Source organism: Pseudomonas sp. Irchel 3E19 (genome assembly GCF_900187585.1).
Taxonomy (GTDB): domain Bacteria; phylum Pseudomonadota; class Gammaproteobacteria; order Pseudomonadales; family Pseudomonadaceae; genus Aquipseudomonas; species Aquipseudomonas baetica.
On sequence record NZ_FYDT01000004.1, the window covers coordinates 198,403 to 210,492 of the forward strand.

The following is a 12,090-nucleotide window of genomic DNA, read 5'->3' on the forward strand; positions in this document are numbered from 1 at the left end:
GACGCAATCATTCGTTGCGTACAACTGTTCACCGCCGCACGGCCCGATTTTGACCGAGATACCCTGACCGATGATTGCCCAGCTGTCGCCCGCTACCGCTCTGACCACCGATTATCAGCAGTTCCTCAAAGCCCTGAAGGCCAGTGGATTTCGCGGTGAGATCAGCGCTGACTACGCCAGTCGTGTGGTGCTGGCCACCGACAACTCGATCTATCAGCGCTTACCGCAGGCCGCAGTGTTTCCCATGGACGCCGATGACGTCGCGCGGGTTGCACGACTGATCGCTGAACCGGCCTATCAGCAAGTGGTCATCACCCCGCGCGGTGGCGGCACGGGCACCAATGGCCAATCGTTGACCGACGGCATCGTCGTCGACTTGTCGCGGCACATGAACCGCATTCTGCAAATCAACGTTGAAGAGCGCTGGGTGCGGGTGCAGGCCGGGGTGGTCAAGGATCAGCTCAACGCCGCATTGAAATCCGCCGGGCTGTTTTTCGCCCCGGAGCTGTCGACCTCCAACCGCGCCACCGTTGGCGGCATGATCAACACCGATGCCAGCGGCCAGGGCAGTTGCACCTACGGCAAGACCCGTGACCACGTCCTCGAACTCGACATGATCCTGCGTGGCGGCGAGCGCCTGCACGGTTTGCCGCTTGAGGAAAACGAGCTGGCCGCACAGTGCGCCCGTGAGGATCGGGTCGGCGAAGTCTATCGTTGTGCGCGGCAGATCATTGATGAGCAGGGCGAACTGATCAAACAGCGTTTCCCCGACCTCAACCGTTGCCTGACCGGTTACGACCTGGCGCACCTGCGTGAAGCCGACAACCGCTTCAACCTCAACAGCGTGTTGTGTGGCGCCGAAGGCTCGCTCGGCTTTGTGGTCGAGGCGAAGCTGAATGTGCTGCCGATCCCCAAACACACGATGCTGGTCAATATTCGTTACGCAGGGTTCATGGACGCCTTGCGCGATGCCCGCGCACTGATGGCGCTCAAGCCACTGTCGATCGAAACCGTGGATTCGAAAGTGTTACTGCTGGCGATGCAGGACATCGTCTGGCACGGCGTGGCCGAGTATTTCCCGGAGAGCGCCGGGCGGCCGACGCTGGGCATCAACCTTGTCGAGTTCTGCGGTGATGATCCCGAAGATCTGCAGCGCAGGGTCGAAGCCTTCATCGAGCACCTGGCCAGTGACCGCACTGTCGAGCGACTCGGCCACACCCTGGCCGTTGGTCATGCGGCGGTGAACAAGGTCTACGGCATGCGCAAACGCGCGGTCGGGCTGCTCGGCAACGTTGCCGGTGAAGCGCGGCCGCAGCCGTTTGTCGAAGACACCGCGGTGCCGCCGCAGCACTTGGCCGAGTACATCGCCGAACTGCGCGACTTGCTCGACAGCCACGGTTTGCAGTACGGCATGTTCGGCCATGTCGATGCCGGCGTGCTGCACGTGCGGCCGATTCTCGACATGAAAGATCCGCAGCAAGCGGCGCTGGTGCGCCCGGTCTCCGATGGCGTCGCGGCGTTGACCCAACGTTACGGCGGCCTGCTGTGGGGCGAGCATGGCAAAGGCCTGCGTTCGGAATATGCGCCGGCGTTTTTCGGCGAACTGTATCCGGCACTGCAAGCATTGAAAGCGGCGTTTGACCCGTTCAACCAGTTCAACCCAGGCAAGATCGCCACAGCAGCCAACACCGGCGCGGCGTTGTTGAAGATCGATGAGGTGACCCTGCGCGGCGAACTGGATCGGCAGATCGACGAGAAAGTCTGGCAGAGCTACGGCGCCGCCATGCACTGCAATGGCAACGGCGCCTGCTACAACTTCGACCCGGACGATGCGATGTGCCCGTCCTGGAAAGCCACCCGCGAACGCGCGCAATCGCCCAAGGGCCGCGCGTCGTTGATCCGCGAGTGGCTGCGCCTGCAAGGTGAGGCGGGGGTTGATGTGTTGTCGGATGCGATTCGCCGACCGGCATTTTTCAGCACATTCTGGCAGCGCTGGCGCAACAGCCGCGCACAAGCGGCGGACTTCTCCCATGAGGTCTACGACGCCATGGCCGGTTGCCTGGCGTGTAAATCCTGCGCGGGGCAATGCCCGGTGAAGGTCAACGTGCCGGAGTTTCGTTCGCGGTTTCTTGAGCTGTATCACAGCCGTTATCTGCGTCCGGCGCGGGACTATCTGATCGCCTCGCTGGAATACACCATCCCGCACATGGCGCGGATTCCGGCGCTGTACAACGGCTTGATGGGCGCCTCGTTGGTTCGCGGCATGCTCGAACGCGTCGGCGGCATGGTCGATGTGCCGTTGCTCAGCCGTTTCGATTTCCACGCGGCGATGCGGCGTTGGCAGGTGCAACCGGCGACAGTGTCGACCTTGTCTGCGCTGACTCCGGCGCAACGCGAACGCAGCGTGGTGCTGGTACAGGATGCGTTTACCCGTTATTTCGAAGCGCCGCTGCTGGCAGATCTGGTCGAACTGATTTCACGTTTGGGTTACCAGGTTTATCTGGCGCCGTTCAGCGCCAACGGCAAGCCGCTGCATGTGCAAGGCTTTTTGTCGGCGTTCAACCGTGCGGCGTTGCGCAACGCGCGGCAGTTGCGTGAGCTGGCGGACATTGGCGTGCCATTGCTGGGACTGGATCCGGCAATGACCTTGGTTTATCGCCAGGAATATCAGAAAGTGCCCGGCATGCAGCAATGCCCGGAAGTCGCTTTGCTGCAGGAATGGTTGCTCGAGGTCATGCCGGAACAGGCCCGCCAGAGCAGTGCCGAGACGTTCCGGTTGCTGGCGCATTGCACCGAGAAAACCAATGCCCCGGCTGCCACTCGGCAATGGGAGCAAGTGTTCGAGCGAGTGGGGTTGAAACTGGCGACTCAGGCCACCGGTTGCTGCGGGATGTCTGGCACCTATGGCCACGAGGCGCGTAATCGCCAAACGTCGGCGGTGATCTACGAGCAATCCTGGGCCCGACAAATCGATGCGCCCGCAGAGAAGGGCGAGGCATTGGCCACCGGCTATTCGTGCCGCAGTCAGGTCAAGCGCCAGTCGGATCAGGCATTGCGCCATCCGTTGCAGGTGCTGCTGGCGGTTCTGCGTCGCTGAGCGGTTCGTCGTCCGGGGCGTTGTCCCAGATCAGGCGCGGGTCGAAGCTCATTGCCGAGAGCATGGTGAACACCACCACCATGCCGAAAAACAGGATGCCCGGGCGCGGTTCGATATCGCCCAGCGCCTGGAATTTCACCAGCGCCGCGACCAGAGCCACCACCAGCACGTCGAGCATCGACCAGTAGCCGATCAGCTCGACGAAGCGGTACAGCTTCGACCGCTCGCGGCGTGCCCAGCCGCTGTCGCGTTGCACGGTGATCAGCAGCAGCGTCAGGGCGACGAACTTGACCCCCGGCACCGCGATACTGGCGATGAAGATGATCAGCGCGATGTCCCAGGCGCCGTGCTGCCAGAACTCGAGCACGCCGCTCATGATCGTGCTGTCGGAGCCACTGCCGAGCATGGTGGTGTTCATCACCGGCAGCAGATTGGCCGGGATATAGAACACCAGCGCCGCGAGCAAGTAGGCCCAGGTGCGGGTCAGGGAATTGATCTTGCGCCGATGCAACGGGGCGTCGCAGCGCGGGCATTCGTGCGGTTCGTCGCTCATGTCGCAGGCCAGGCCGCAACTGTGGCAAAGGCACAGGTCGAGTTCGCTGGCGGTCGGTGGTCGCTTCATGAGATGTCCCAGAGGTCACGGATATCGCGGCCGGCAATGCGGATCATCATCAGGCTCAGCACGGCCAGCGCAAACAGGCCAATGCCGGGCAAGACATCGAGCAGTCCGGCCAGTTTGAACACCGCCACCATAGCCCCCAGCAAGCACACCTCAAGCATGCTCCACGGGCGCAACGTTTCCAGCCAGCGCATGCACACCTTGAATCCCGGCGCGCGCCGGGCGCTGAGGGCGTAACTCAGCACCCAGATCAGCAGCACCAGTTGAAAGGCCGGAGCGATGATGATCGAGATCGCCGCGACCATCGCCATGAAGGTGATTGGTCCCTGACTCAACGCCAGCACCGAATCCCACAGCGTTGCGCTGTTTTTCAGGCCTTTGAGGCTGATGCTCATCACCGGATAGAAGTTGGCGAACAGCCACAGCACCGCAGCCGTGAATGTCAGGGCCAGACGCTGTTCAACCGTCAACCCGCTGAAGCGCTGCAGTACACCGCCGCAACGCTGGCAGAGGGTCTTCTGATGTTTGGCGAGCGCGACTTTTTCGTACACGCAATCGCAGTGCTCGCAGATGATCAGGTGTTCGGTGTTGACCATGGACAACGGGCCTTCAGGGCAGGAACCCGTTCACTATAGACGCTGATGCCTGTGTAGGCGCTGCCGCAGGCTGCGATCAGTTGATCTTGAAAAACAAAATCAAAAGATCGCTGCCTGCGGCAGCTCCTGCAGGAGACGGTGCAAAGGCTTGGATTATTTGCGATCCAGCCAAACAGTCTGCGCGTTGCAGAACTCGCGCACACCGAAGTGCGACAGCTCACGGCCGAAGCCGCTTTTCTTCACGCCACCGAAGGTCACGCGTGGGTCGCTGGCGGAATAGCCGTTGATGAACACGCCGCCGGTTTCCAGTTCGCTGGTCAATTGCTGGGCCAGTTGCACGTTGGCGGTGTAGATCGTTGCGGTCAGGCCGAACTCGCTGTCGTTGGCCAAAGCGATGGCATGCGCGCAATCGCGGGCGGTGATGATCGAGGCGACCGGGCCGAACAGTTCCTGTTTGAACGAGGTCATGCGGTCGGTGACGTTGGCCAGCACGGTGGGTTCGTAGTAGTTGCCCGCACCTTCAACCTTGCCGCCACCCAGCAGCAGGGTCGCGCCTTCTTCAAGGGTGTCGCGCACTTGTTGATCCAGTTCGTCACGCAGATCGAAGCGCGCCATCGGGCCGATGTAAGTGTCGGCGGACGACGGATCGCCAACCTTCAGTTTGCGTGTGGCTTCGACGAATTTGCGGGTGAACTCTTCGACTACGCCTTCTTCGATGATCAGACGCTTGGCGGCCGCGCAGACCTGGCCGGAGTTCTGGTAACGCCCGATCACGGCGGCCTGCACGGCTTCATCGATATCGGCATCGTTGAGCACGATAAACGGATCGGAGCCGCCGAGTTCCAGCACGCATTTCTTCAACGCGGCACCAGCCTGGGCGCCGATGGCCATACCGGCGCGGACACTGCCGGTCAAGGTGACGGCGGCGATACGCGGGTCAGCGATGGCGCTGGAAACACCTTCCGGAGTGACGTTGAGCACTTCAAACACGCCTGCTGCGAACCCTGCGCGGGTAAACGCGTCACGGAGCAAATAGGCGCTGCCCATCACGTTCGGCGCATGCTTGAGCACATAAGTATTGCCGGCGATCAGCGCCGGGACTGCACCGCGCAGCACTTGCCAGATCGGGAAGTTCCACGGCATCACCGCCAGAATCGGGCCGAGCGGACGGTATTCGATGCGCGCCTTGCCGCCTTCGACTTGAGTCGGTTCGGCGTTGAGCATGGCCGGGCCGTGTTCGGCGTACCACTCGCAGAGCTTGGCGCATTTTTCGATCTCACCACGAGCCTGGGCAATCGGCTTGCCCATTTCCAGGGTGATCATGGTGGCCATTTCTTCGGCGGTTTCACGCAGAGCGCCGGCCAGCGCAGTGAGGGCCCGGGAGCGATCCTGCAGCGGCTTGCGTTTCCACTTGCCAAAGCCGAACGCGGCACGGGTCAGCGCAGCGTCGAGGGCTTCTGCGGATTCAAACGCGTAGGCAGCGATCTGCTCGCCGGTGGCGGGGTTGATCGAAATGGCGTGGGTCTGGCTGGAAATCTGGCTCATGGCTTTTCATCCTGCGTGTTCAGTGAATGGGCCTAGAGTAGGGTGGTGTTTGTTTTCTGGAAACTGAATAATAAAGAGTGTTTCTTTCACGATTGGAGAATGACTGTGGATCTGGTGCAGCTGGAAATCTTCAAAGCCGTTGCCGAGCACGGCAGCATCAGCGCCGCTGCGGCGCAGATCCATCGCGTGCCGTCGAACCTGACCACGCGGATCAAACAGCTTGAGCAGGATCTGGGCGTCGATCTGTTCATCCGCGAGAAAAGCCGTTTGCGTCTGTCACCGGCCGGATGGAGTTTTCTCGAGTACGCACGGCGCATTCTCGACCTGGTGCAGGAAGCCCGGGCCACTGTGGCGGGGGAAGAACCGCAAGGTGCGTTTCCCTTGGGCTCACTGGAAAGCACGGCGGCGGTGCGCATCCCCCAATTGCTCGCGGCGTACAACCAGCTCCATCCGAAAGTCGATCTGGACCTGTCCACCGGGCCGTCCGGGACGATGATCGACGGCGTACTTTCCGGGCGCCTTGCTGCCGCATTTGTCGACGGCCCGGTGTTGCACCCCGCGCTGGAAGGCGTGCCGGCGTTCGAAGAAGAAATGGTCATCATAGCGCCGCTCAATCACGCTGCAGTCCAGCGCGCGGCGGATGTGAATGGCGAGAATATTTACGCGTTCCGCTCCAATTGCTCTTACCGGCATCACTTTGAAAAGTGGTTCAGCACCGACGCCGCCGTGCCCGGCAAAATCTTCGAGATGGAGTCTTACCACGGCATGCTCGCCTGCGTCAGCGCGGGCGCCGGGCTGGCGCTGATGCCGCGCAAAATGCTGCAGAGCATGCCCGGCAGCGCAACGGTGAGTGTCTGGCCATTGGCGGCGGATTTTCGCTATCTGACCACTTGGCTGGTGTGGCGGCGGGGCACGGTGTCGCGCAGTCTGAGCATGTTTGTGCGCTTGCTTGAGGCGCGTGGGGTCGTGCGTGCGGGCGATTGACGCCAGGCTTCGGCGAGGCATAAGGGGACATGACGCGACTCACGGCGTGCCGTTGCGCCCGTGCAGCAGATAGCCGGGCCGTTGGCTCAAGCGCTCGTAATAGGCGTTAACCGCCGGCAGGTGCGGATGCTGCAGCGGGGTTTCGAACCAGCGATTGACCGACAGCCCGATAGGAATATCCGCGAGCGAAAACTGCTCGCCGCTGATGTAGGCGCCGGTTTTCTCCAGCTGTTGGTCAAGGATTTTCATGGTTTTGGACCACTGCTCGATACCGTTGGCCAACGCCGCGCGATCCTGATGGTCCGGCGACTTGCGCACCAGCGATACAAACGCATACGACCACGAGCGGTTCAGCTCCGACGCCTGCCAGTCGATCCACTGATCGACCCGCGCCCGGTCTCGCGCGTCAGTCGGGTAAAGGTGCGCGCCGTCATAACGCACCACCAGATAACGGATGATCGAATTGGATTCCCACAGGGTGAAATCACCGTCCTGAATCACCGGCACCATGGCGCAGGGGTTCAATGCGAGGAACTCAGGCGTATCGGTGGATTTGAAGCCCGAGCCCCAGTCTTCCCGCGCGAAAGGAATCTGCAATTCGGCGCACGTCCACAGCACTTTACGCACGTTGATCGATGAAGCTTTACCCAATACTCGCAACATAGTATGTCCGTTGAGAAAAACGCGGCATGAAATATATAAAGCTTCACAATCGAATAGCTTTGGAAATTAATATTTTAGTTGGGGGCTGGGCCATGGATGAATCAACAAGGTGAGAGATTGATTTTTCATCTTCTCTTATTGACCTTATAAGTGATATTTCAATTGAGTTAATTGGCTTTCCTGATCTTTCATATGCTGAGTTCAGCTGGTGGTCTAATTCGGCCTTCGCTAAAGCTGTACTAGTTATTGCTCGGTCTTTGAAGTCTGATATCAGGGCTAGCCAATATTTTTCGGCGTAGGAGCTTGCTCGGTCAGAAATGTTAAGTTTGTTAATATGAAAGATTAGATTTCGACGATCTCTACGGCTGAGCTTTCCACTTGCAGATGTTACAAAGTCAAGTGTGGTTGGTTCCTTTTTGACCCTTATTATCGGTGCGCCAATAAAGCAGTCTAGATATGGGTGGATTAGGCGTGGAGGATATTGTTTGAAAGTAGGGCGTGTTCTAATGATTTTTCGAAATTTGGTAGAAATAAATTTTTTTCTGGTGTTTTGTGTTAGTTTGTTTTTGAAGGAGTTTTTTCTCGTGCTGAGGGAAGGTTTTAGTTTGCTGAAGAACTCCCCCTTTGCCGATTGGTATTTATTGCAAGCGGGAATAAGATTCTCAGTTAGTATAGAGAACTCGGGGAAGGCTTCTATGTTCCGCGGTAAATAATGATCAAGGGTGACATTGCTCGGGAGTCCGCAGTAGGGGCAGGATCCCAGTGCTTTGTTGGCTTTATTTCGGAAATTGTCGATGTGCGAAAAACATTGTGCTTTACTGTCATATAGAGCGTAAAGAGCTTTGGCTGTTTTTAGAGTGAATTTTCGAGTACACAGTTGCGCCTCAGGAAGGTCTACAGAGAATTTATAATCGATAAACGACCGTCTAAGGAAGGTCTGAAGTACCCACCGATTTTTCATGCCCTCGCTACTTGAGGTTTAAAAAACATGAGGCGGTCGAAAAACAGGCCTTTCCTATCCTTAATTCATGGTTCTTTCCTCTAAACGCGCTGCTTCAGGGCGATCAGCCTGCATTACAGACGCATCTCGCCCATACCCATCAACCGTTTTCGCACCATCCACAGATTCGACAACGCGAACAACGTCGTCTGCTGCGCGATGTTTTTCGACAAACCACGAAAACGCACTTTCGTATAGCCGAATTGGCGCTTGATCACGCGAAACGGATGCTCAACCTTGGCCCGTACCTGCGCTTTCGCGTATTCGATCTTGCGTCGCATACGGCCGATCAAACTCTTTTTGGTGTGCTTTTTATAGCTGCTCGGACGCGCGGCAATCGACCAGATCATCTTGCGATCCTGATGCTCAGGACGCTTGTCGACTCCGGTGTAACCCGCATCGCCGCAGACATAAGTTTCCTCGCCATGCAGCAATTGATCGACCTGCGTCACGTCCGCCACATTGGCCGCCGTGCCCACCAGGCTATGGACTAAACCCGACTCGGCATCGACGCCGATGTGCGCTTTCATCCCGAAGAAATATTGGTTTCCTTTCTTGGTCTGATACATTTCGGGATCGCGTTTGCCGTCCTTGTTCTTGGTCGAACTCGGTGCATGAATGATCGTCGCATCGACCACGGTGCCTTGGCGCAGCATCAAACCACGATCCCCCAGATAGCCATTGATGACCTGCAAAACCCCGCCCGCCAACTCATGTTTTTCCAGCAAACGCCGGAAGTTGAGGATCGTCGTTTCATCGGGAATCCGATCCATACTCAACCCCGCGAACTGGCGCAGAATCGTCGTTTCATAAAGTGTTTCTTCCATCGCAGGATCGCTGTAGCCGAACCAGTTCTGCAGCAGATGAACCCGCAACATAGCCATCAACGGATACGCCGGACGGCCACCTTCGCCCTTCGGATAGTGTGGATCGATCAAGGCAATCAGGCCCTTCCAGGGCACCACCTGATCCATCTCGATCAGGAAGCGCTCGCGGCGGGTCTGCTTACGTTTACCGGCGTACTCGGCATCGGTGAAGGACATCTGTTTCATCAGACTCAACCGTTCGATTCGTGTGAGAAGGGGTATTTCACCAGAGATGGAAGTCTTTTTCAGACTGGGGCCACCTGCTCGCCCGGGAGAGTTGTGCGGTGTTGGAGGTCATTCAGTGGCGGACAGGGCAAGGGCAATAACCGCTCAAGATTCCAACGGTCTTGTGCATTGATCGGATACAGGCCAGCGGCCCGACCGACGTCAGGGTGATTAACGTCGGGCGGCCGCAGGCCAAGACTGAAGCGGCTGTTAAACCTTGAAACGCGCAACCAAGCGATTCAGCTCAATCGCCAGATTGGCCATCTCACCGCATGCACTGGCGGTCTGGCTAGCGCCCGCCGAGCTCTGGATGGACAGCTCGCGAATGCTGGTCAGGTTCTGGTCGGCCTCACGGGCCACTTGGGCCTGCTCTTCAGAGGCGGTGGCGATCAGCAGGTTGCGCTCGTTGATCTGGGTAATGGCCTGAGCGATCTGCTTGAGCGAAACATCCGCATTCTGCGCCACTGAGATCGAGTTGTTGGCCATCTCCGTACTGATGTTCATCGCGCTCACCGCTTGGGTCGAGTCCGCCTGAATCGCCGTGATCATATTCTCGATTTCCTGGGTCGACTGCTGGGTTCGGTGGGCCAGTGCCCGTACTTCATCGGCCACCACCGCGAACCCGCGTCCTTGTTCGCCAGCGCGCGCGGCTTCGATGGCCGCGTTCAGTGCCAGCAGGTTGGTTTGCTCGGCAATGGCCCGAATCACTTCAACCACTTTGCTGATGTCCTGCGCCCTGCTGGACAAGGCCTTGACCTGCTCACCGGTGCTGGACACGTTGCCGGCCAGGCCTTCGATGGCTTTCAAGGTCTGCGCCACGTTCTCGATACCGGAGCGGGTGAACTCCATGGACTCGCGGGAAGATTGCGCGGCGGCTTCGGCATTGCGTGCGACCTCGTCCACTGCGGCGCTCATTTCAGTCACCGCCGTGGCCGCCTGATTGACCTCGTCGTTCTGCTGTACCAGCCCGCGGCTGGCGTCTTCCGTCACCGCCATCATTTCTTCCGAGGCCGAAGCCAGTTGGGTAGAGGAGTCAGCGATGTGGGCGATGGTTTCCCGCAAATTCGCCTGCATCTTCGACAGTGCTGCCAACAGGCGACCGGCTTCATCGCGGCCACTGGCCTCAATGTTCCTGGACAAGTCACTGCCGGCGATGCGTTCAGCCACTGCCAGAGCATCACTGATCGGCGAAGTGATGCTGCGGGTCAGCACGGTGGCCAGCACGATGGTGAGCAGCACGGTAGCCGCCAGCAGGGCAATCACCAGCGTCACGCCACCGCCGTAGACAGACGAGGCATTGATACCCGCACGCTTGGCCCCCTCGTCGTTGAAGTCCGAGAGTTTGTCCATCGTCTCCTGCAGGGCGTTGGTCATAGGGGCGATGCGGGTATTGATCAAAGCGATTGCAGCGGCATTATCACCGCTTCGCAGCAGCGGCTCCAACCCATCCAGCAGTTTGAAGTACTCCTGCGCATCGGTTGCGACCGCCTGGTACAGCTCCCGCTCCGCCGACCCCGAGATCAAAGGAACGTAATTGGTGAGGGTGCTCTGGAGAGCGTTTCGATAGCCGCTCAAGGCAGCGATTTGGGTTTGCCGTTTCTGCTCATCGGTTGTCACAGTAATGCGGATGCTTTCCAAACGCAGCCGCAAGGTACCCGCCTTCATCTTACCGATCTCACGAATACTCGCCATCCAGTTGTTTTCTACATCTTGTTCGGACTCTCGGAGCTTGCCCATTTGCAGCACAGCGACAATGCCCAGTGCAAAAACCACCAGGATAATGAGTGAGAAAAATACCGCAGCCCTTGGAGCGAGGTTCATTGTCCTGACGTTCATTTTTACTCTCTTATAAAAACTATCGGTACTTCGTAGCTGTCATACCACGCTATCGACTGAAAGTCATAGAACTATAGCCATTGATCACGCCCAGAATCTCTGCCGCCAGCTCGTGCTTTTCCAGCAGGCGACGGAAGTTGAGGATGGTGGTTTCGTCGGGGACGCGCTCCAAGCTCAGCCCAGCAAACTGGTGCAGATAGTAGTCTCGTACAGTGCCTCTTCCATCGTTGGGTCGCTGTAGCCGAACCAGTTTTGTATCAGATGGACACGTAGCATCGCCATCAGCGGATAGGCCGGACGACCACCATCACCCTTCGGGTAGTACCGCTCGATCAAAGCAATCAAACTCTTCCACGGCACCGCCCGCTCCATCTCGATCAGGAACTACTCTTTAAGGGTCCGCTTGCGTTTGCCAGCGTACTCGGCATCGGCGAAAGTCATTTGCTTCATCGGAAAACTCGGCGGGTGGAGTCTGTGTTTTGCCAAAATCAGGAAGTCTTCTTCAGAGTGTCCCTAAGGAACTGATGAAAACGGGACAGACCCTGAGGGATCCCCACAAATTTACCCTAAACTCTGCGCTTGATGGCTTACCTCATCACGCAGAGCCCGCTCCAATATTTCCAAGTGTCCTCGGCCTCCAAAATCTGTGCAACTTCGCC

General features: G+C 58.4%; 9 protein-coding genes and 2 pseudogenes. 2 read left to right on the forward strand and 9 right to left on the reverse strand.

The annotated features are described in order from the left end of the window. Positions 1–70: 70 nt before the first annotated feature. Positions 71–3,097 (forward strand): FAD-binding and (Fe-S)-binding domain-containing protein, encoded by a 3,027-nt coding sequence (locus CKW18_RS04525; protein ID WP_095187668.1) that lies wholly within the window; start codon positions 71–73, stop codon positions 3,095–3,097. Here CKW18_RS04525 and CKW18_RS04530 read toward each other — a convergent pair. The 3 genes from CKW18_RS04530 to CKW18_RS04540 form a co-directional block, all read right to left on the reverse strand. Continuing rightward, on the reverse strand, positions 3,030–3,719 hold the full coding sequence (locus CKW18_RS04530) for a paraquat-inducible protein A (RefSeq protein WP_095187669.1): 690 nt from the start codon (positions 3,717–3,719) through the stop codon (positions 3,030–3,032). The two genes, CKW18_RS04525 and CKW18_RS04530, sit on opposite strands and share 68 nt — an antisense overlap. Further along, a complete protein-coding gene (locus CKW18_RS04535) occupies positions 3,716–4,312 on the reverse strand; it encodes a paraquat-inducible protein A (protein ID WP_095187670.1) in 597 nt (198 codons plus the stop codon). The genes CKW18_RS04530 and CKW18_RS04535 overlap by 4 nt, the downstream gene beginning before the upstream one ends. 153 nt (positions 4,313–4,465) lie before the next feature. After that, the gene (locus CKW18_RS04540) at positions 4,466–5,857 is read right to left on the reverse strand and encodes an aldehyde dehydrogenase family protein (RefSeq protein WP_095187671.1); all 1,392 of its coding nucleotides are present in this window, start codon (positions 5,855–5,857) and stop codon (positions 4,466–4,468) included. 105 nt (positions 5,858–5,962) lie between these two features. Between CKW18_RS04540 and CKW18_RS04545 the strand changes: the two genes are divergently transcribed. Then, on the forward strand, positions 5,963–6,841 hold the full coding sequence (locus CKW18_RS04545) for a LysR family transcriptional regulator (protein WP_095187683.1): 879 nt from the start codon (positions 5,963–5,965) through the stop codon (positions 6,839–6,841). A gap of 39 nt (positions 6,842–6,880) precedes the next feature. Here CKW18_RS04545 and CKW18_RS04550 read toward each other — a convergent pair whose 3' ends face one another. The 6 genes and pseudogenes from CKW18_RS04550 to CKW18_RS04570 all read right to left on the reverse strand — a co-directional run. Then, positions 6,881–7,504, reverse strand: a complete 624-nt coding sequence (locus CKW18_RS04550) for a glutathione S-transferase family protein (RefSeq protein WP_095187672.1) — start codon at positions 7,502–7,504, stop codon at positions 6,881–6,883. A 43-nt stretch (positions 7,505–7,547) separates the two neighbouring features. Further along, the gene (locus CKW18_RS29730) at positions 7,548–8,465 is read right to left on the reverse strand and encodes a hypothetical protein (RefSeq protein ID WP_141233069.1); all 918 of its coding nucleotides are present in this window, start codon (positions 8,463–8,465) and stop codon (positions 7,548–7,550) included. Between the two features lie 113 nt (positions 8,466–8,578). Then, on the reverse strand, positions 8,579–9,556 hold the full coding sequence (locus CKW18_RS04560; RefSeq protein WP_095187674.1) for an IS5 family transposase: 978 nt from the start codon (positions 9,554–9,556) through the stop codon (positions 8,579–8,581). 249 nt (positions 9,557–9,805) lie between these two features. Further along, the gene (locus CKW18_RS31415) at positions 9,806–10,669 is read right to left on the reverse strand and encodes a methyl-accepting chemotaxis protein (protein ID WP_371857611.1); all 864 of its coding nucleotides are present in this window, start codon (positions 10,667–10,669) and stop codon (positions 9,806–9,808) included. Further along, positions 10,661–11,431 (reverse strand): annotated as a pseudogene (locus CKW18_RS31420) (MCP four helix bundle domain-containing protein); the annotation flags it as partial. The gene CKW18_RS31415 and the pseudogene CKW18_RS31420, both read right to left, overlap by 9 nt. A 73-nt stretch (positions 11,432–11,504) precedes the next feature. Beyond that, positions 11,505–11,812 (reverse strand): annotated as a pseudogene (locus CKW18_RS04570) (transposase); the annotation flags it as partial. Positions 11,813–12,090: the final 278 nt, after the last annotated feature.

Bases quoted from the DNA above. Each gene is read 5' to 3' on its own strand.
- CKW18_RS04525 (WP_095187668.1), top strand. From the start codon at position 71: ATGATTGCCCAGCTGTCGCCCGCTACCGCTCTGACCACCGATTATCAG.
- CKW18_RS04530 (WP_095187669.1), bottom strand. From the start codon at position 3,719: ATGAAGCGACCACCGACCGCCAGCGAACTCGACCTGTGCCTTTGCCAC.
- CKW18_RS04535 (WP_095187670.1), bottom strand. From the start codon at position 4,312: ATGGTCAACACCGAACACCTGATCATCTGCGAGCACTGCGATTGCGTG.
- CKW18_RS29730 (WP_141233069.1), bottom strand. From the start codon at position 8,465: ATGAAAAATCGGTGGGTACTTCAGACCTTCCTTAGACGGTCGTTTATC.
- CKW18_RS31415 (WP_371857611.1), bottom strand. From the start codon at position 10,669: ATGCAGGCGAATTTGCGGGAAACCATCGCCCACATCGCTGACTCCTCT.
- CKW18_RS04540 (WP_095187671.1), bottom strand. From the start codon at position 5,857: ATGAGCCAGATTTCCAGCCAGACCCACGCCATTTCGATCAACCCCGCC.
- CKW18_RS04560 (WP_095187674.1), bottom strand. From the start codon at position 9,556: ATGAAACAGATGTCCTTCACCGATGCCGAGTACGCCGGTAAACGTAAG.
- CKW18_RS04550 (WP_095187672.1), bottom strand. From the start codon at position 7,504: ATGTTGCGAGTATTGGGTAAAGCTTCATCGATCAACGTGCGTAAAGTG.